This window comes from Crossiella cryophila (assembly GCF_014204915.1).
Classification (GTDB): domain Bacteria; phylum Actinomycetota; class Actinomycetes; order Mycobacteriales; family Pseudonocardiaceae; genus Crossiella; species Crossiella cryophila.
This window is the reverse complement of the sequence record NZ_JACHMH010000001.1, coordinates 8205148-8224000: the sequence shown is the minus strand read 5'-3', so window position 1 is coordinate 8224000 and position 18853 is coordinate 8205148. Positions and strand designations below refer to the sequence as shown.

Annotated in this window: 19 protein-coding genes; 17 read left to right on the top strand and 2 right to left on the bottom strand. The window is 71.0% G+C overall.

Going from position 1 to position 18853, the window contains the following annotated elements:
• Positions 1–16: 16 nt before the first annotated feature.
• The 6 genes from aroC to HNR67_RS35215 all read left to right on the top strand — a co-directional run bounded on the left by aroC (position 17) and on the right by HNR67_RS35215 (position 4581).
• Positions 17–1204, top strand: coding sequence for a chorismate synthase (gene aroC / locus HNR67_RS35240; RefSeq protein ID WP_185007017.1), 1188 nt, complete (start codon positions 17–19; stop codon positions 1202–1204).
• Positions 1201–1797: a shikimate kinase gene (locus HNR67_RS35235; RefSeq protein ID WP_185007015.1), complete on the top strand. Its 597-nt coding sequence runs from the start codon at positions 1201–1203 to the stop codon at positions 1795–1797. The genes aroC and HNR67_RS35235 overlap by 4 nt, the downstream gene beginning before the upstream one ends.
• Entirely contained in the window at positions 1794–2900 is a 1107-nt protein-coding gene (gene aroB, locus HNR67_RS35230) for a 3-dehydroquinate synthase (protein WP_185007014.1), read from the top strand. The genes HNR67_RS35235 and aroB overlap by 4 nt, the downstream gene beginning before the upstream one ends.
• The gene (gene aroQ / locus HNR67_RS35225) at positions 2897–3325 is read left to right on the top strand and encodes a type II 3-dehydroquinate dehydratase (RefSeq protein WP_185007011.1); all 429 of its coding nucleotides are present in this window, start codon (positions 2897–2899) and stop codon (positions 3323–3325) included. Before aroB ends, aroQ begins: the two co-directional genes overlap by 4 nt.
• A complete protein-coding gene (locus HNR67_RS35220) occupies positions 3322–3867 on the top strand; it encodes a GNAT family N-acetyltransferase (protein ID WP_185007010.1) in 546 nt (181 codons plus the stop codon). Before aroQ ends, HNR67_RS35220 begins: the two co-directional genes overlap by 4 nt.
• Positions 3868–4041: 174 nt before the next feature.
• Complete coding sequence (locus tag HNR67_RS35215; RefSeq protein ID WP_185007007.1) at positions 4042–4581, top strand: GNAT family N-acetyltransferase; 540 nt, start codon at positions 4042–4044, stop codon at positions 4579–4581.
• A gap of 96 nt (positions 4582–4677) precedes the next feature.
• Here the strand turns inward: HNR67_RS35215 and HNR67_RS35210 are convergent, their stop codons facing one another.
• Entirely contained in the window at positions 4678–5196 is a 519-nt protein-coding gene (locus HNR67_RS35210) for a hypothetical protein (protein WP_185007005.1), read from the bottom strand.
• A gap of 40 nt (positions 5197–5236) precedes the next feature.
• Between HNR67_RS35210 and HNR67_RS35205 the strand changes: the two genes are divergently transcribed.
• From HNR67_RS35205 to nusB, 3 genes are read left to right on the top strand one after another with little or no spacing between them, the layout of a single operon-like run.
• Positions 5237–6331, top strand: a complete 1095-nt coding sequence (locus HNR67_RS35205; protein WP_185007003.1) for a M24 family metallopeptidase — start codon at positions 5237–5239, stop codon at positions 6329–6331.
• A gap of 41 nt (positions 6332–6372) precedes the next feature.
• Positions 6373–6936 (top strand): elongation factor P, encoded by a 564-nt coding sequence (gene efp, locus HNR67_RS35200; protein ID WP_185007002.1) that lies wholly within the window; start codon positions 6373–6375, stop codon positions 6934–6936.
• Positions 6936–7361: a transcription antitermination factor NusB gene (gene nusB / locus HNR67_RS35195; protein ID WP_185007000.1), complete on the top strand. Its 426-nt coding sequence runs from the start codon at positions 6936–6938 to the stop codon at positions 7359–7361. Before efp ends, nusB begins: the two co-directional genes overlap by 1 nt.
• Positions 7362–7562: 201 nt before the next feature.
• On the opposite strand, the gene bldD is transcribed toward nusB, so the two are convergent.
• Positions 7563–8051, bottom strand: coding sequence for a transcriptional regulator BldD (gene bldD, locus HNR67_RS35190; RefSeq protein ID WP_016698573.1), 489 nt, complete (start codon positions 8049–8051; stop codon positions 7563–7565).
• Positions 8052–8394: 343 nt separating this feature from the next.
• Between bldD and HNR67_RS35185 the strand changes: the two genes are divergently transcribed.
• From HNR67_RS35185 to pyrF, 8 genes are all read left to right on the top strand, one after another.
• Complete coding sequence (locus tag HNR67_RS35185; protein WP_185006997.1) at positions 8395–9885, top strand: alkaline phosphatase family protein; 1491 nt, start codon at positions 8395–8397, stop codon at positions 9883–9885.
• A gap of 103 nt (positions 9886–9988) precedes the next feature.
• Positions 9989–10597, top strand: coding sequence for a bifunctional pyr operon transcriptional regulator/uracil phosphoribosyltransferase PyrR (gene pyrR / locus HNR67_RS35180; RefSeq protein ID WP_308301036.1), 609 nt, complete (start codon positions 9989–9991; stop codon positions 10595–10597).
• Positions 10594–11526, top strand: a complete 933-nt coding sequence (locus HNR67_RS35175; protein WP_185006993.1) for an aspartate carbamoyltransferase catalytic subunit — start codon at positions 10594–10596, stop codon at positions 11524–11526. Before pyrR ends, HNR67_RS35175 begins: the two co-directional genes overlap by 4 nt.
• The gene (locus HNR67_RS35170; protein WP_185006991.1) at positions 11523–12812 is read left to right on the top strand and encodes a dihydroorotase; all 1290 of its coding nucleotides are present in this window, start codon (positions 11523–11525) and stop codon (positions 12810–12812) included. The genes HNR67_RS35175 and HNR67_RS35170 overlap by 4 nt, the downstream gene beginning before the upstream one ends.
• On the top strand, positions 12812–13321 hold the full coding sequence (locus tag HNR67_RS35165; protein ID WP_246492664.1) for a PH-like domain-containing protein: 510 nt from the start codon (positions 12812–12814) through the stop codon (positions 13319–13321). Before HNR67_RS35170 ends, HNR67_RS35165 begins: the two co-directional genes overlap by 1 nt.
• Positions 13308–14438, top strand: coding sequence for a glutamine-hydrolyzing carbamoyl-phosphate synthase small subunit (gene carA, locus HNR67_RS35160; RefSeq protein WP_185006989.1), 1131 nt, complete (start codon positions 13308–13310; stop codon positions 14436–14438). The genes HNR67_RS35165 and carA overlap by 14 nt, the downstream gene beginning before the upstream one ends.
• Positions 14438–17755: a carbamoyl-phosphate synthase large subunit gene (gene carB / locus HNR67_RS35155; protein WP_185006987.1), complete on the top strand. Its 3318-nt coding sequence runs from the start codon at positions 14438–14440 to the stop codon at positions 17753–17755. The genes carA and carB overlap by 1 nt, the downstream gene beginning before the upstream one ends.
• Positions 17752–18588 (top strand): orotidine-5'-phosphate decarboxylase, encoded by an 837-nt coding sequence (pyrF, locus tag HNR67_RS35150; RefSeq protein WP_185006986.1) that lies wholly within the window; start codon positions 17752–17754, stop codon positions 18586–18588. Before carB ends, pyrF begins: the two co-directional genes overlap by 4 nt.
• Positions 18589–18853 lie beyond the last annotated feature (265 nt).

Below are 18853 nucleotides of genomic sequence, written 5' to 3'. Positions count from 1 at the left end.
ATGGCAGGATCGTGTCGTGTTGCGCTGGATCACTGCTGGGGAATCACACGGACCGGCCCTGGTCGCCGTGTTGGAAGGTCTGCCCGCCGGAGTGGAGGTCACGACGGGGGAGTTGGCCACCCAGCTCGCCCGGCGGAGACTCGGCCACGGCCGTGGGGCCCGGATGAAATTCGAGGCTGACGAGGTCGAGTTCCTCGGTGGTGTCCGTCATGGACGCAGCCAGGGCGGGCCGGTCGCGGTCCGCATCGGCAACTCCGAGTGGCCACGCTGGGACAAGGTCATGGCCGCCGATCCGGTTGATCCGGAGGAGCTGGCCAACCTGGGGCGCAACGCACCCCTGACCCGGCCCCGGCCCGGCCACGCCGATCTGCCCGGCATGCTCAAGTACGGCTTCGACGACGCGCGACCGGTGCTGGAACGCGCCAGCGCCCGGGAGACCGCGGCGCGTACCGCGCTCGGCACCGTGGCCAAGGCGTTCCTGAAGCAGGTGCTCGGGGCTGACGTGCTCAGCCACGTCATCTCCATTGGCACCGTCGCCGCACCGGCCGGGGTGCTGCCCACGCCCGCCGACCTGGACGCCGTCGACGCCAGCCCGGTGCGGGCCTTCGACCCCGCGGCCGCCGAAGCCATGGTCGCCGAGGTCGACGAGGCGAAGAAGGACGGCGACACCCTGGGTGGTGTGGTCGAGGTGCTGGCCTACGGGCTGCCGCCGGGTCTCGGCTCGCACGTGCACTGGGACCGACGGCTGGACTCGCGGCTGGCCGGTGCGCTGATGGGCATCCAGGCCATCAAGGGCGTCGAGGTCGGCGACGGCTTCGAGACCGCCCGGCGGCGTGGCAGCCAGGCGCACGACGAGATCGAACCGGGCAGTGGACCGTCCGGAGTGAACCGCAGGTCGAACCGAGCAGGCGGACTGGAAGGAGGCATCACCAACGGCGAGATCCTTCGCGTGCGCGCCGCGATGAAGCCGATCTCCACCGTCCCCCGCGCCCTGGACACGGTGGACACCGCGACCGGCGAACCCGCGGTGGCCATCAGTCAGCGCTCCGACGTGTGCGCGGTCCCGGCGGCCGGTGTGGTCGCCGAGGCCATGGTCGCCCTGGTGCTGGCCGACGCGGTGCTGGAGAAGTTCGGCGGTGACTCCGTCGAGGAGACCCGGCGCAACGTCGAGTCCTACCTCAAGGCACTGGAGAACCGCCGGTGAGCCCACGAGCGGTGGTCGTCGGACCGCCCGGATCCGGCAAGACCACGGTTGGCGAGCTGCTGGCACAACGGCTCGGGCTCGGCTTCCAGGACACCGACGCCCTGGTGGAGAAGGCCGCGGGCAAGGCGGTCTCGGAGATCTTCACCACCGACGGCGAACCGGTGTTCCGGCGGCTGGAGGAGCAGGCCATCGCGGCCGCGCTCACCGAGCACGACGGAGTGCTGTCCCTGGGCGGCGGCGCGGTGCTGTCCGAGCGCACCCGGGCACTGCTGGCCGAGCAGACCGTGGTGTTCCTCAACGTCGGCATGGCCGAAGGCGTGCGGCGCACCGGGTTGTCCACGGCGCGGCCGTTGCTGGCGGGGGTCAACCCGCGGGCCACGTTCAAGGCGTTGCTGGACGCGCGGCTTCCGCTGTACCGGGAGGTCGCCACGGTGGAGGTGGCCACCGACGCGCTGACCCCGGACGAGGTCGTCACCGCGGCACTCGGCGGCCTGGCCACGAGCACCGATGCACTGGCAGCGGGCGGCGCGGCGGCGGGCGGCGCGGGTACGGACGCCGTGGCGCAGGCGCGGATTGAGGAAGGGACACGATGACCGAGCCGGTGCGGATCCGGGTGGACAGTGGCGCGCCCTACGACGTGATCGTCGGGCGGGGACTGCTGGGCGAGCTGGTGGAGACACTGCGTGGGGTGGGCAAGGCGGCCATCGTGCACCAGCCGACGCTCGCCGAGACCGCCGAGATCGTGCGTGCGGAACTGGCCGCGGCCGGGGTCGACGCGCATCGTGTCGAGGTGCCCGACGCCGAGGACGGCAAGGCGCTGGGTGTGGCCGCCTTCTGCTGGGAGGTGCTGGGCAAGATCGGGCTGGACCGGACCGGGGTCGTCATCGGCCTCGGGGGCGGGGCCGTGACCGACCTGGCCGGGTTCGTCGCGGGCACCTGGATGCGCGGGGTGCGGGTCGTGCACGTGCCGACCACGCTGCTCGGCATGGTCGACGCGGCGGTCGGCGGCAAGGCCGGGATCAACACCGACGCGGGCAAGAACCTGGTCGGGGTGTTCCACGAGCCCACCGCGGTGCTGGTCGACCTGGCCACCCTGGACGGGTTGCCGCGCAACGAGCTGGTCGCCGGGATGGCCGAGGTGGTCAAGGGCGGGTTCATCGCCGATCCGGTGATCCTCGACCTGATCGAGGCCGACCCGCAGGCCGCGCTCGACCCGGCAGGCGAGGTGCTGGCGGAGCTGGTGCGGCGCAAGATCCAGGTCAAGGCGGATGTGGTGTCGGCCGACCTCAAGGAGTCCTCTCTGCGGGAGGTGCTCAACTACGGGCACACCCTGGCGCACGCCATCGAGCGGCGGGAACGCTACCGGTGGCGGCACGGGGCCGCGGTCAGCGTCGGACTGGTCTTCGCCGCCGAACTGGCGCGGGCCGCCGGGCGGCTCGACGATGCCACCGTGGACCGGCACCGCAGCGTGCTCCAGTCCCTCGGCCTGCCGGTGAGCTACGACGCCGACGCCTTCCCCCAGCTCATGGAGGGCATGCGCGGGGACAAGAAGAACCGGGCCGGGCTGCTGCGGTTCGTGGTGCTCGACGGGCTGGCCAAACCGGGCAGGCTCGAAGGGCCTGACCCGAGCCTGCTCGCCGCGGCCTACTCGGCCATCGCCAAGGACGACACCGCCGCCGGGGGAGTGCTGCTGTGAACGTGCTCGTCCTCAACGGTCCCAACCTCGGCAGGCTCGGCACCCGCGAACCCGCCGTGTACGGCAGCACCACCCACGACGACCTCATCGCCCTCTGCCTGCGCACCGGCGCGGAACTGGGCATCGAGGTCGAGGTGCGGCAGACCGACCACGAAGGCCAGATGCTGGAGTGGCTGCACGAGGCCGCCGACGCGCGGACACCCGTGGTGCTCAACGCCGGGGCCTGGACGCACTACTCGATCGCGGTGCGGGACGCCTGCGCCGCGCTCACCGCGCCCCTGGTCGAGGTGCACATCTCCAACGTGCACAAGCGCGAGCAGTTCCGGCACCACAGCTACCTCTCCGAACTGGCCGCAGGTGTGATCGTCGGACTGGGTGTGGACGGCTACGCGCTGGCGTTGCGATGGTTGGCCGGCAAGGCATGAGCCTGCCGGTCCTGCGCACCGACCGCCTCGTGCTCCGGCCGCTCACCGCCGGTGACGAGGAACGCCTGGTCACCGCGTTCGCCGGAGAAGGACTGGACGGGTCGCCCTACACCTCGGTCGACCTGGCCGACCCGGAGGCGTTGCGGGCGCTGCTGACCATGAACCTGGTCGAGCAGCGCACGGACGGGCTGGGGCACTGCGTGTTCGAGGTCGACGGGGTGGCCGCCGGGTTCGGGCACCTGTCCGCCTTCCGGCAGTTCCCGCCGCCGTTCTTGTCCATGGGCTGGGCGATCGGCGGCGGCTACCGTGGCAAGGGTCTGGCCACCGAGGCGGTGCAGGCACTGCTCCAGCACGCGCACGACACGGTGGGGGCGCCCGCGGTGTGGGCGCTGATCCACCCGGACAACCTGCCCAGCAAGCGGGTGGCCGAGCGGGCCGGGTTCGTCAACGTCGGCTGGCAGGAGAAGCTCGGCCAGTCGGTGGAGGTGCACGTGTCGCTGCGGCCCAGCCGCACCCAGCCCCGCCGACTGGTGCGGACCTGAAAGATGGTGTCGGCGCGGAACTGACCCGAGGCGCTGGTGCGCGGCGATGGTGCCGGTGTGGGACTGAGTGACGGTGGTGGCGCGGGGCCGCGTGACGGTGTTGGCGTGGACCGATGACGCCGAGCTGGGCGATGCTGGCCCAGCGGACCGACGGTGCTGGTGAGGAGCTGGGCGATGGTGGCGACGCTGCTGCGGACCCGGCGGCTGGTGTTACGGCCGCTGGAACTGGCCGATGTGCCGCGGCTGGCCGAGGTGTTCGCGGACCCGGAGACCTCGCGCTGGCTCGGGCGGGATCTGTCCAGGCCCGAGGTGGTGCGGGAGTGGGCCGAGGAGCGGACCTCGGCCAGCTACCCCGAGGGCATGGGGTATCTGACCTTCCTGCTCGACGGGGTCGTCATCGGCTACGGGCACCTGCGGCCCTCGCACGAACTGCCCGCGCCCGCGGTGGAGATCGGCTGGTCCATCGGGCGGGCGCATTGGGGGCTCGGGCTGGCGGGAGAGGCTGCGCGGGCGTTGCTGGAGCACGGGTTCGAGGGGTTGGGGTTGCCCGCGGTGTGGGCGTTGGTGCGGCCGGAGAACGAGCCCAGCCTGCGGCTGGCGGGGCGGCTCGGCTTTGTCGAGGTGGCCTCGGGGGTGCATTACGGGGCTGAGCACCGGGTGTTCGTTCGGCTGGGTGAGACCACGCCGCGAGTGGGTGCGCTGCCCCGGCGCTGACCGGCGGGAACGGGGCGGGGCGCCGGACAGGCGCGCGTCGTGGCCTGGCTGAGTTGGGTGGCCGGGCTCAGGTTGGGTGAGCCGTGGGTGGCCTGGTCAGGCCGGGTCTGGAGGCTGCGCGGCCGGGGCCGGTGGCTGGGTGGCCGGGGCTTGTGGCTGGGGCGTCGGGCCTGGGGACTGGGTCGCCGGGGTTTGTGGCTGGGGCGCCGAGTCTGGTGGCTGGGGTGCCGGGGTTTGTGGGCGGCGGCCGAGCAGGGTGCCCAACAGGGCTGGGCCGGCGATCAGGAGGGCGGTGAAGGCCGCTCCGCCGGTCATCGCGGTGCCCAGGGATTCCAGGCCGGTGGCGTCCACCAGGGTGGATTGGGCCAGGACGCCCAGTAGGCCGGCGATGGGGCCTGCCAGGAGGCCGGTGTAGAACCAGGTCATGGCGCAGGCTGGGCGGCGGCGGCCGTCGACGGTGCCCCAGGCCAGGACCAGTGCGACCAGGAAACCCAGGGTGAGGGTTTGGGTGAGGGGGGTGGCTGGGGGGTTGTGGACGCGGATGGCGGCTACCGCGGTCTGGGCGGCTGCGTGCAGCACCGCCAGCACCAGTGCCCGCCACACCCAGCTCCGCATGAGGGCGCACAGTATCGGGCGGGCCCCGTAGGCTCCACCCATGCCCGAGTCGCACGCCCGTCGCCGTGCTGCCCTGCGCGCTGAACTGCGCGCCCGGCGGTTGGACGCGATGCTGGTCACCAACCTGCTCAACGTCCGCTACCTCACCGGGTTCACCGGGTCCAACGCCGCGCTGCTGGTCTCGGCCGAGGACGAGGCCGCTGACGAGCGGGGCACCGTCTTCTGCACCGACGGGCGTTACCTCACCCAGTCCGCCGCCCAGGTCCCCGACCTGGAGCGGCTGATCGACCGGCCCTGCGACGTGGCCTTGCTCACCGGGATTCCCGGTGGGCGGGTCGGGTTCGAGAGCCATCACGTGACCGTGGACGGGTTCGACCTGCTGGCGGCGGCCTCCGGCGGGCTCGAGCTGACCAGGGCGCCGAAGCTGGTCGAGGGGTTGCGGCTGGTCAAGGACGAGGACGAGGTGGAGGCGCTGCGGATGGCCTGCGCGGCCGCCGACCGGGCCCTGGCCGACCTCATCTCGCACGGTGGGCTGCGGCCCGGCCGCACCGAGAAGGAGGTGGGGCGTGAGCTGGAGGACCGGATGGCCGAACACGGCGCCGCCGGACCCTCCTTCGAGACCATCGTGGCCGCCGGGGCCAACTCCGCGGTACCGCACCACCGGCCAACCGACGCCGTGCTCATCACCGGTGACCTGGTCAAACTCGACTTCGGCGCCCGTGTCGGCGGCTACCACTCCGACATGACCCGCACCCTCGTGCTCGGCAGGGCCGCTGACTGGCAGCGGGAGCTGTACGAGCTGGTCGCGGCCGCGCAGGCGGCCGGGCGGGACGCGCTCGCGCCCGGGGTCGAGGTCGCCGCGGTGGACGCCGCGGCGCGCTCGGTGATCGAGGCCGCGGGGCACGGCGAACGGTTCCTGCACGGCCTCGGGCACGGTGTCGGACTCGAGATCCACGAGGCTCCGAGCCTGTCCAAGCTCGGCGTAGGTACACTGACCGCCGGCATGGCGGTCACCGTCGAACCTGGCGTGTACCTGTCCGGTCGGGGTGGCGTCCGCATCGAGGACACGCTCGTGGTGCGCGAGGGCGCGCCCGAGCTGCTCACCCTGACCACCAAGGATCTCGTGGTCGTCTAGCCGCACGAACCTCGTTCACGACAACAGGAGAAACCACCACCGTGGCCACCACCAACGACCTCAAAAACGGACTGGTGCTCAACATTGACCGCCAGCTCTGGGCGGTCGTCGAGTTCCAGCACGTCAAGCCCGGCAAGGGCCCCGCGTTCGTGCGGACCAAGCTCAAGCACGTGCTGACCGGCAAGGTGGTGGACAAGACCTTCAACGCGGGTGTGAAGGTCGAGACCGCCACTGTCGACCGCCGGGAGATGACCTACCTCTACCGCGACGGCGAGCAGTTCGTCTTCATGGACCTGGAGAGCTACGAGCAGATCCCGGTGGACGAGGGCACCGTCGGCGACGCGGCCAAGTACCTGCTGGAGAACGCCAACGCGATGGTCGCCTCGCACGAGGGATCGCCGCTGTTCGTGGAGCTGTCCGCCTCGGTCGAGCTGATCATCAGGCACACCGACCCCGGCCTGCAGGGCGACCGTTCCACCGGTGGCACCAAGCCCGCCACCCTGGAGACCGGCGCGGAGATCCAGGTCCCGCTGTTCGTCTCCACCGGCGAGAAGGTCAAGGTGGACACCCGGGACGGGCGTTACCTCGGTCGCGTCAACTCCTGATGGGCGCCAGGAGCAAAGCCCGCAAACGCGCCGTCGACGTCCTCTTCGAGGCCGACCAGCGCAACCTCGACCCGGTCACGCTGCTCTCCGGCCGGGTCGGCTCGCCCGACGTGCCGCCGGTCAACGACTACACGGTCACCCTGGTGGAAGGCGTCACCAGTCACCGTGACCGCATCGACGAACTGATCATCGAGCACTCCGAGGGCTGGTCGCTGTCCCGGATGCCCGCGGTCGACCGCGCGGTGCTGCGCCTGGGCCTGTTCGAGCTGCTGTGGGCGAGCGATGTGCCGGACGCGGTCGCCATCGACGAGGCGATCGAACTCGCCAAGGCGCTGTCCACCGATGATTCGCCGCGCTTCGTCAACGGCGTGCTCGGCCGGATCGCCGGTATCGCCGATCACCTGCGCGCGGCCAACAACGGCTGAGCCGCCGGCACACCGGCACTGGAACACAGACCGCGGGGCGTCCCTGACCAGGGGCGCCCCGCGGTGTCGTTCAGCTCCGCAGGGGGAGGCGCGCTGATCGGTGGCCGCGGCGGGGGAGGGACCTCACCGCGGCCGGAACCGCGGGAACACCGGACTGCCTGGGTTGGTGGGTGGTTCCACGACAACCACCCACCCGCCTGCTCAGTCTTCCTTGGCCGGACGGGCCTCGGGCGGCAGCACGCCCCAGTCGATCAGCTGTTCGGTCAGCTCACCGGGGGACATGTCGTAGATGATGGCCAGCGAACGCAGGTCCTCGGTGCGGATGGAGAGCACCTTGCCGTTGTAGTCTCCGCGCTGGCTCTGGATGGTGGCCGCGTACCGGGCCAACGGCCCGACTTTCTCCGCTGGTAGTTGCTGCAACCGCTCCAGGTTGATCACGATCTTGGTGGCAGGCTCGGCGCCCGAGGGCACCCGGCCCTCCGGCAGCAGTTCCGCCACCGGGACGCCGTAGAAGTCGGCCAGTTCTGCCAGTTTCTGCACCGTGACGGCCCGGTCCCCGCGCTCGTAGGAGCCGACGACAACGGCCTTCCAGCGACCGCCCGACTTCTGCTCCACGCCGTGCAGGGACAGGCCCTGCTGCTGGCGGATCGCGCGGAGCTTGGCACCCAGCGCCTTGGCGTAGTCGCCCATGTGGCGGTTCTCCGTTCGTTCGCCCCGTCAGTCGGTACCACTTACCGCGGGGAAAGCTCAGATCAATACGGAGAGTAATGGTTACTCGTCGAAGTCACCAGGTCAAGCTGATCTCGTTGCGGCATGCGGGCGAGCGGGGCGCAACCACCCGGATGGTTGACCCTTCGCACGTCATCGCCCCAGTTGAGCGGGCAGTAACCAGTCCTGTGTCAGCCCGTGAGCAAGTTGGTGACGGCGTGTCGTTCACCCTGCGGTCATTCGGGTGACGACCGGTCTTAGCCCGTTGGCTCCTCGTGCCCGCCAGAGTTCGATAACACATCTAGACCACTTCGAAGGAGGATGCATGCGGCTACCACTGCGTCGCTCGGCGGGGGCGATCGCTGCGGCGATCGGGCTACTGCTCACCTCGATCTCACCTGCCGCCGCGGTCGCGCCGGCGCCCAAGGTGCTGGTCATCGGCATCGACGGACTGCTGGTCTCCCGGATCGCCGATGCCAACGCGCCCACCCTGCAGGGACTCCAGCGCACCGGCACCGAGGCGCGCAGCCTGCTCTACGCCAACCCGATGGCCGCCACCTCCTCCGGCCCCGGCTGGTCGACCATCCTCACCGGCACCTGGCCTGACCAGCACGGCGTCAAGGAGAACTCCTTCGCGGGCAACCGCCTCGCCGAGTATCCCGACTGGCTGAGCCGGGTTGAAGCCGCCGATCCGGGCAAGGACACCTGGGCGGCGATGGACTGGAAGCCGATCGGCGACCGCATCATCGGCGACAAGATCGACACCAAGATCGTCCTGGACGGCGACCGGGACGGCTACGTCGCGCACGACGCCACCATCGTCCAGCGCGCCGAGGCCCATCTGAAGAACGACAAGGCGGACGCCTCCTACGTCTACCTCGGGCAGCAGGACATCGTCGGGCACAACAAGGGCGCGGCCAGCCCCGAGTACCTCACCGAACTCGCCCGCATGGACGGCTACGTGCGCCGGCTGCTGGACGCCGTCGCCGCCCGCGCCGGCCGCGCGGACGAGAAGTGGCTGGTCATGATCACCACTGACCACGGGCACACCCCCGGCGGCGGCCACGGCGGACCCAGCCTGGACGAGCGCAGCACCTTCATCCTGGCCACCGGCGACGGCGTCCCTGCCGCCAAACCCCGCACCACCCGCCTGGTCGACCTCGCGCACACCGCGCTCACCCACCTCGGCGTCACCCCCGACGCCAAGCTGGCGGGCCGTTCGCTGTTCGCGCCGGTCGCCGACCCGTTCGAGACCGCCCAGCTCAAGCCCGCGCAGACGGAGAACATCCCGGCCTCGGTGCTCGGCTGGACCCAGCAGTTCCCCAGCGGCTGGAGCGTGGACAACGCGGCCCAGCCCGGCGGCGGCGTGCCCGAGTGGCGGGGCTGGACCCTGACCACCGACGCGTTCTGGTCCGCCGCCCAGACCGGGCAGAACCGGGAGACCTTCGTCCGGGGTCGCGGGGTGATCGCGGTCGCCGACTCCGACGAGTGGGCCGACACCGCCGATGCCACCGGCAAGAAGTTCGACTCCACCCTCTGGACCCCGGCCACCACCGGCACCGGTGGCAGCCTCCGGGTCGAGCTGACCCACTACTACCGGCAGGAAGGCGGCCAGCTCGCCCAGCTTCTTCTGCAGGTTGACGGCGGCACGCCGGTGGAGGTCCGGAAGTGGACCGCGGACACCCCCGGTGGGCGGGAATCGGTGACCGTGCCACTACCCAGCGGCGCCAAAAACGCCCGGATCGGGCTACGGCTGGCCGGGGTGAACAACTGGTACTGGGCGGTAGACGAGGTTTCTGTCACTAGAGGGGCCTGAAACTACTGATGGGGACCGGCGGTGCTTCGCCGGTCCCCATCTTGTTTGTTACCGTGCGGACACATCCTTTAAGGACCCGTCCCGTGAGGCGGAGAAGGAGGTCATCCTCGTGCCACGCCCCGAGCGGGGTGGCGCGGCGGACCCGGCCGGAGAGCGTGAACTGCTCTCGGTCGGCGATGTCGCGCGCACCATCGCCCGCATGGCCCACCAGGTCATCGAGAAAACCGCGCTGGACGCCGCGGGCAGCGCGCCCGTCGCCCTGCTCGGCATCCACACCCGCGGCGCGCCACTGGCCCGCAGGCTCGCCGAACGCATCGCCGACTTCAGCGGCGTCGAGGTCGAGCTGGGCTCCCTGGACGTCACCCTCTACCGGGACGACCTGCGCCGCCGCCCCAACCGGCCCCTGGAGCGCACCCGGCTGCCCGAGACCGGCATCGACGACCACCTGGTGATCCTGGTCGACGACGTGCTCTTCTCCGGCCGCACCATCCGGGCCGCCCTGGACGCCCTGCGCGACCACGGCCGCCCCGCCGCCGTGCAGCTGGCCGTGCTCGTCGACCGCGGCCACCGCGAACTCCCCATCCGCGCCGACTACGTCGGCAAGAACGTGCCGACCTCCCGCAGCGAGGAGGTCGCCGTGCTGTTGTCCGAAGTGGACGGACGGGACGCGGTCGTGCTGCGCCGGAGCGAAGAAGGAGACCCCCAGCGGTGAAGCACCTGCTGACCACCGCGACGCTGGAACCGAGCTGGGCGACCACGCTGCTCGACACCGCCGCGGAACTCAAGAAGACCCTGCTGGGCCGTCAGGTCCGCAAACTGCCCACCCTGCGCGGGCGCACCGTGATCACCCTGTTCTACGAGAACTCCACCCGCACCAGGGTCTCCTTCGAGGTCGCGGGCAAGTGGATGAGCGCCGACGTGGTCAACGTCTCCGTCGGCGGCTCCTCGGTCAGCAAGGGCGAATCCCTGCGCGACACCGCGCTCACCCTCGCCGCGGTCGGCGCGGACTGCGTGATCATCCGGCACCCGGCCTCCGGCGCGGCGCACCGGCTGGCCACCTGGCTGGAGGGCACCGGCACCGCGGTGATCAACGCCGGGGACGGCATGCACGAACACCCCACCCAGGCCCTCCTGGACGCCGCCACCCTGCGCGAGCGGCTCGGCGACCTGGCCGGCAAGCGGATCGGGATCGTCGGCGACCTGCTGCACAGCCGGGTCGCCCGCTCCAACGTGCACCTGCTGCGCACCCTCGGCGCCGAGGTCGTCCTGGTCGCCCCGCCCACCCTGGTGCCCGTCGGCGTCGAGCAGTGGGGCGTGCCGGTCAGCTACGACCTGGACGCCGAACTGCCCGCGCTGGACGCGGTCATGCTGCTGCGGGTGCAGGCCGAACGCATGCACGGCGGATACTTCCCCTCCGCCAAGGAATATTCGATCGCCTACGGCCTCAACGAGGCCCGACTGCGGATGCTGCCCGAACACGCGGTCGTGCTGCATCCCGGTCCGATGCTGCGCGGCATGGAGATCGCCTCCGCGGTCGCCGACTCGCCCCGCGCGGCCATCACCGACCAGGTCAGCAACGGAGTGCACATGAGGATGGCGGTTCTGTACCACCTGCTGGCCGGAGAGGAGGCCGTCGCGTGACCACCCTGATCAAGGGCGCCCGGCTCTACGGCGCGGGAGACCCCGTCGACCTGCTCATCCGCGACGGTGTCATCGAGACCATCGGCGCGGACCTCAGCGCCGAGGGCGCCGAGGTCGTGCAGGCGCGGGGCCAGGTGCTGCTGCCCGGTTTCGTCGACCTGCACGTGCACCTGCGCGAACCCGGCCGCGAGGACACCGAGACCATCGCCACCGGCTCCGCGGCGGCCGCGCTCGGCGGCTACACCGCGGTCTTCGCCATGGCCAACACCGACCCGGTCGCCGACAACGCGCTCATCGTCGAACACGTGCACGCCGAGGGGAAGCGGGTCGGCCTGGTCGACGTGCACCCGGTCGGCGCGGTCACCGTCGGACTGGCCGGCGTCAAACTCGCCGAACTGGGCACCATGGCCAAGTCCAAGGCGAACGTGCGGATGTTCAGCGACGACGGGCACTGCGTGCACGACCCGCTGATCATGCGGCGGGCCCTGGAGTACAGCAAGGCGCTGGACGCGGTGATCGCCCAGCACGCCGAGGAGCCCCGGCTCACCGTCGGCGCGCAGGCCCACGAAGGGGAGAACGCGGCCCGGCTCGGCCTCCAGGGCTGGCCCGCCGCGGCCGAAGAGTCCATTGTGGCCCGTGACTGCCTGCTCGCCCAGCACGCCGGGGCGCGCCTGCACATCTGCCACGTCTCCACCGCGGGGACCGTGGACGTGCTGCGCTGGGCCAAGGACCGCGGCACCCAGGTCTCCGCCGAGGTCACCCCGCACCACCTGCTGCTCACCGACGACCGCCTGGACACCTTCGACCCGGTCAACAAGGTCAACCCGCCACTGCGCGCCGCCAGTGACGCGCAGGCGTTGCGGCAGGCACTGGCCGAGGGCGTGGTGGACTGCGTGGCCACCGACCACGCCCCGCACGCGGTGCAGGACAAGGACTGCGAGTGGGCCGCGGCCCGTCCCGGCATGCTCGGCCTGCAGACCGCGCTCTCGGTCGTCGCGCGGACCATGGTGGAGACCGGGCTGCTGGACTGGCGCGGCGTGGCCAGGGTCATGAGCGAACGCCCAGCCGCCATCGCCGGCCTGCCCGACCAGGGCCGCCCCCTGGCCGAGGGCGAACCGGCCAACCTGGTGCTCATCGACCCCGACGCGCGCTGGACCGTGCGCGGCCGCGAGTTCGCCAGCATCGCCGACAACACCCCCTTCGAGGGCATGGAACTGCCCGCCAGGGTCGTGCTCACCATGCTGCGCGGCGAGATCACCGCCGCCGACGGGAAGGCGCGCGGCTGATGCGGATCCTGCTCACCCTGGCCATGGTCGCGCTGATCCTGCTGTGCGCCTACGGCATGCTGCACGGCTGGCGCAAGCGATCCCGCCGCCAGGCCACCGAACTGCCCCCGTTCCCCGCCGTCCCGGCCGGACTGTCCACAGTGGAACCACTGCTGCCGCCGGAGACCGGCGTCTACGTCGGCACCACCGCGGCGGAGAACTGGGTCGAACGCATCACCGTCGCCGACATCGGCCACCGCGCCGAGGCCACGGCCACCCTCTACCCGCAGGGACTGCTGCTCGACCGCGTCGGCGCCAGTCCACTGTGGATCGACGCCGCCACGATCCGCGACGCCCGCACCGCACGCGGGCTGGCCGGCAAGGTCGTCGGGAACAACGGACTGCTGGTGATCACCTGGGCACACGGGGAACACCTGCTGGACACCGGTTTCCGCGGTGACGACAAAACCGGCTACTCCGACTGGATCGCCGCAATCACGCAAAGGAAGGCAGCCAATGAGTCCGCGTAACGCCGCCGTGCTCGTGCTGGAAGACGGCAGAACCTTCCGTGGCGAGGCCTACGGCGCCACCGGCGCCTCGCTGGGCGAGGTCGTCTTCTCCACGGCCATGACCGGCTACCAGGAGACCCTGACCGACCCGTCCTACCACCGGCAGATCGTGGTGCAGACCGCGCCGCAGATCGGCAACACCGGCTGGAACGACGAGGACGACGAGTCCAGCCGGATCTGGGTCGCCGGGTACGTCGTGCGCGACCCCGCGCGGACCCCGTCCAACTGGCGCTCCAAGCGTTCCCTGGACGAGGAACTCATCAGCCAGCACATCGTCGGCATCGCCGGGGTGGACACCCGCACGCTGACCCGGCACATCCGGGACCGCGGCGCCATGCGCGCCGGGATCTTCTCCGGCGCCGACCTCGCCGACACCGAGGCGCTCATCCAGCGGGTCCGCCAGGCCCCCGCGATGGCCGGCGCCGACCTGGCAGGCGACGTCACCACCGCGCAGACCTACGTGGTCCCCGCGCTCGGCGAGAAGAAGTTCACCGTGGCCGCCCTGGACCTGGGCATCAAGGCCAACACACCGCGGATGATGTCCGCCCGCGGCATCGAGACGCACGTGCTGCCGCTGGGCTCGGGCATCGAGGACATCCTCGCGCTCAACCCGGACGGGGTGTTCCTGTCCAACGGGCCCGGCGACCCGGCCACCGCCGAACACGCCGTCGCGGTCACCCGCGAGGTGCTGCGCCGCAAGCTGCCGCTGTTCGGCATCTGCTTCGGCAACCAGATCCTCGGCCGCGCCCTGGGCCGCGGCACCTACAAGATGCGCTACGGGCACCGGGGCATCAACATCCCGGTCATCGACGTGGCCACCGGCAAGGTCGCCATCACCGCGCAGAACCACGGCTTCGCCGTCGAGGGCACTCCCGGCGAGCGGTTCGACTCCGAGTTCGGCGCGGCGATGATCAGCCACTACTGCCCCAACGACGACACCGTGGAAGGCCTGCGCGCACTCGACGTGCCCGCCTTCAGCGTCCAGTACCACCCCGAGGCCGCGGCCGGACCGCACGACGCGGCCCCGCTCTTCGACGAGTTCGTGAACCTGATGACCGACAAGGACGGGAACAACTGATGCCGAAACGCACCGACATCAAGCACGTCCTGGTGATCGGGTCCGGCCCGATCGTCATCGGCCAGGCCTGCGAGTTCGACTACTCCGGCACCCAGGCGTGCCGGGTGCTGCGGGAGGAGGGCCTGCGTGTCTCGCTGGTCAACTCCAACCCGGCCACCATCATGACCGACCCGGAGTTCGCCGACGCCACCTACGTCGAGCCGATCACCCCGGAGTTCGTGGAGAAGGTCATCGCCAAGGAACGCCCGGACGCGATCCTGGCCACCCTTGGCGGGCAGACCGCGCTCAACACCGCCATCGCGCTGCACGAGCGCGGCACCCTGGACAAGTACCAGGTCGAGCTGATCGGCGCCGACATCGACGCCATCCAGCGCGGTGAGGACCGGCAGAAGTTCAAGGACATCGTCGCCTCCATCGGCGGCGAGACCCCGCGCAGCCGGGTCTGCAACACCATGGACGAGGTCCGCGCCACCGTCGCCGAACTCGGCCTGCCGGTGGTCATCCGGCCCTCCTTCACCATGGGCGGCCTCGGCTCCGGCCTGGCCTACACCGATGAGGAGCTGGAGCGGCTGGCCGCCACCGGCCTCGCGGAGAGCCCGGTCACCGAGGTGCTCATCGAGGAGAGCGTGCTCGGCTGGAAGGAGTACGAACTCGAACTCATGCGCGACCACCGGGACAACGTGGTCGTCATCTGCTCCATCGAGAACATCGACCCGATGGGCGTGCACACCGGCGACTCGGTCACCGTCGCCCCCGCGATGACCCTGACCGACCGCGAGTACCAGCACATGCGCGATGTCGGCATCGACGTGCTGCGCGCGGTCGGCGTGGAGACCGGCGGCTGCAACATCCAGTTCGCCATCCACCCCACGACCGGCCGCATGGTCGTCATCGAGATGAACCCCCGGGTCTCCCGCTCCTCGGCGCTGGCCTCCAAGGCCACCGGCTTCCCGATCGCCAAGATCGCCGCCAAGCTGGCCATCGGCTACACCCTGGACGAGATCCGCAACGACATCACCAAGGAGACCCCGGCCTCCTTCGAGCCGACCCTGGACTACGTGGTGGTCAAGGTCCCCCGGTTCGCCTTCGAGAAGTTCCCCGGCGCCGACCCCACGCTGACCACCACCATGAAGAGCGTCGGCGAGGCCATGTCCATCGGCCGCAACTTCACCGAGGCCCTCGGCAAGGCCCTGCGCTCGATGGAGACCAAGGCCGCCGGGTTCTGGACCCGCCCCGACCCCGAGAACGCCACCCTGGCCGAGACCCTGCGGAAGCTGGAACGCGGCCACGACGGGCGGCTCTACACCGTCGACCTCGCGCTGCGCCTGGGCGCCACCGTCGAGCAGGTGCACGAGGCCTCCGGCATCGACCCCTGGTTCGTCGACCAGATCGCCTCCCTGGTCGAGCTGCGCGCGGAGATCCTGGCCGCGCCGGTGCTCGACGAGCCGCTGCTGCGCCGGTCCAAGCGGGCCGGCCTGTCCGACCGCCAGATCGCCGCGCTGCGCGACGAACTCGCCGGCGAGGACGGCGTGCGCACCTTGCGGCACCGGCTGGGCGTGCGGCCGGTCTACAAGACGGTGGACACCTGCGCCGCCGAGTTCGCCGCGCAGACCCCGTACCACTACTCCGCCTACGAACTCGACCCCGACGCCGAGTGCGAGGTCGCCCCGCAGCCGGATCGGCCCAAGGTGCTCATCCTGGGCTCCGGGCCCAACCGGATCGGCCAGGGCATCGAGTTCGACTACTCCTGCGTGCACGCCGCGCTGGCCCTGCGCGAGGCCGGCTACGAGACCGTCATGGTCAACTGCAACCCGGAGACCGTCTCCACCGACTACGACACCTCCGACCGGCTCTACTTCGAGCCGCTCACCTTCGAGGACGTCCTGGAGGTGGTGCACTCCGAGCAGCGCTCCGGCACCGTGGCCGGCGTGATCGTGCAGCTGGGCGGCCAGACCCCGCTCGGCCTGGCGCAGAAGCTCACCGACGCGGGCGTGCCGGTGGTGGGCACCCCGGCCGGGGCGATCCACCTGGCCGAGGACCGCGGCGCCTTCGGCGACGTGCTGGTCAGCGCCGGTCTCCCGGCCCCCAAGTACGGCACCGCGACCAGCTTCGTCGGCGCCAAGAAGATCGCCGACGAGATCGGCTACCCGGTCCTGGTCCGGCCCTCCTACGTGCTCGGCGGGCGCGGCATGGAGATCGTCTACGACGAGCAGTCCCTGGCCGGCTACATCGCCCGCGCCACCGAGGTAAGCCCCGAACACCCGGTGCTGGTCGACCGCTTCCTCGACGACGCCATCGAGATCGACGTGGACGCGCTCTGCGACGGCGCCGAGGTCTACCTGGGCGGCGTGATGGAGCACATCGAGGAGGCCGGCATCCACTCCGGCGACTCCGCCTGCGCGCTGCCGCCGATCACCCTCGGCCGCACCGACATCGAGGCGGTCCGCCGCTCCACCGAGGCCATCGCCCGCGGCATCGGCGTGCGCGGCCTGCTCAACGTGCAGTACGCGCTCAAGGACGACGTGCTCTACGTCCTGGAGGCCAACCCGCGTGCCTCCCGCACCGTCCCGTTCGTCTCCAAGGCCACCGCGGTGCCCCTGGCCAAGGCGGCGGCGCGGGTGATGCTCGGCGCGAAGATCTCCGAACTGCGCACCGAGGGCATGCTCCCGGCCACCGGCGACGGCGCCGAACTGCCCGCCAACGCGCCGGTCGCGGTCAAGGAGGCGGTCCTGCCCTTCCACCGCTTCCGCACCCCCGAGGGCAAGGGCGTGGACTCGCTGCTCGGCCCGGAGATGAAGTCCACCGGCGAGGTCATGGGCATCGACATCTCCTTCGGCCAGGCCTTCGCCAAGTCCCAGGCCGCCGCCTACGGCTCCCTGCCCACCAGCGGCAAGGTGTTCGTCTCGGTGGCCAACCGGGACAAGCGGGCCATGGTCTTCCCGATCAAGCGGCTGGCCGACCTCGGGTTCGAAATCCTTGCGACCGAGGGCACCGCCGAGGTGCTCCGGCGCAACGGCATCCCGTGCACCGTCGTGCGCAAGCACTTCGAGGAGCGCGGCGAGGCCGTCGGCGGGGACATCGTCGACCTCATCAACGCCGGCGGCGTGGACATGGTCATCAACACCCCCTACGGCAACTCGGGGCCGCGCATCGACGGCTACGAGATCCGCACCGCCGCGGTCGCCAAGGACATCCCCTGCATCACCACCGTGCAGGGCGCTGCCGCCGCCGTACACGGCATCGAGGCCCTCATCAGGGGCGATATCGAGGTCCGGCCGCTGCAGGCGCTCCAGGCGGCGCTCAAGGACGCCCGGTGAACGCGAGCTTCGGCGCGCGGCTGAGCACAGCGGTCTCCGCCAGGGGACCGCTGTGCGCGGGCATCGACCCGCACCCCGGCCTGCTCGCCGACTGGGGCCTGAGCGCCGACGTGGCCGGCCTGGAACGCTTCGCGCTGACCGCGGTGGAGGCCCTCGCGGGCGAGGTCGCCGTGCTCAAGCCGCAGGCGGCCTTCTTCGAGGCATACGGCTCCCGCGGCGTGGCAGTACTCGAACGGGTGATTGCGGAGGGCCGGGAGGCGGGCGCGCTGGTGCTCGTGGACGCCAAACGGGGCGATATCGGGTCCACCATGGCCGCCTATGCCGCCGCATATCTGACCGAAGGTTCACCTTTGGCGGGCGACGCGGTGACACTTTCGCCGTATTTGGGATTCGGTTCTCTGGACCCGGCCGTGCGCGCGGCGGCAGAAAACGGCAGAGGAATTTTCGTGCTCGCGCTCACATCCAACCCGGAGGCGCGCACCGTCCAGTCCGCCCGCACCGCCGACGGCAAAACGATCTCACAGTCCATTGTGGACTCGGCGGCGGAGGTCAACTCCGGGGCTGATCCACTGGGTGGGATCGGCCTGGTCATCGGCGCCACCGTCGGTGCTCACGGACTGGAGTTGTCGCAGCTCAACGGCCCTATCCTGGCGCCGGGCTACGGCGCCCAGGGGGCCGGCCCGGCCGAGCTGAAGGCGGTTTTCGGGGACGCGCTGCCGCACGTCCTGCCGGCCAGTTCGCGGGACATCCTGAAGCACGGACCGGACGTCGCAGCACTTCGCGGGGCTGCGCGCCGGACCCTTGACGATGTGGCCGCGCTGTCCTCCGTGTGACCTACAAGATCGGGGCCACCAACCGCGGCGGGTGGCGTCAACCCGGTCTGAGCTGGTAGTAGTTGCGGCCGGTGCCAGATGAGGCCGACGAGAACGGCGTCCCGAACTGGGGTACGAAACCAGGCCGGAACCGAAAATTTTCGAAGGACGACATCGAACCAAGTCCGTCGCGAGAACGACGACCCGGCGCACGGGATTCAGCCCACAGGCTGATTTCCGGCGGAGGACGGGCCTACTCCAGCACCACTCGGCGTAGAGAATCCGG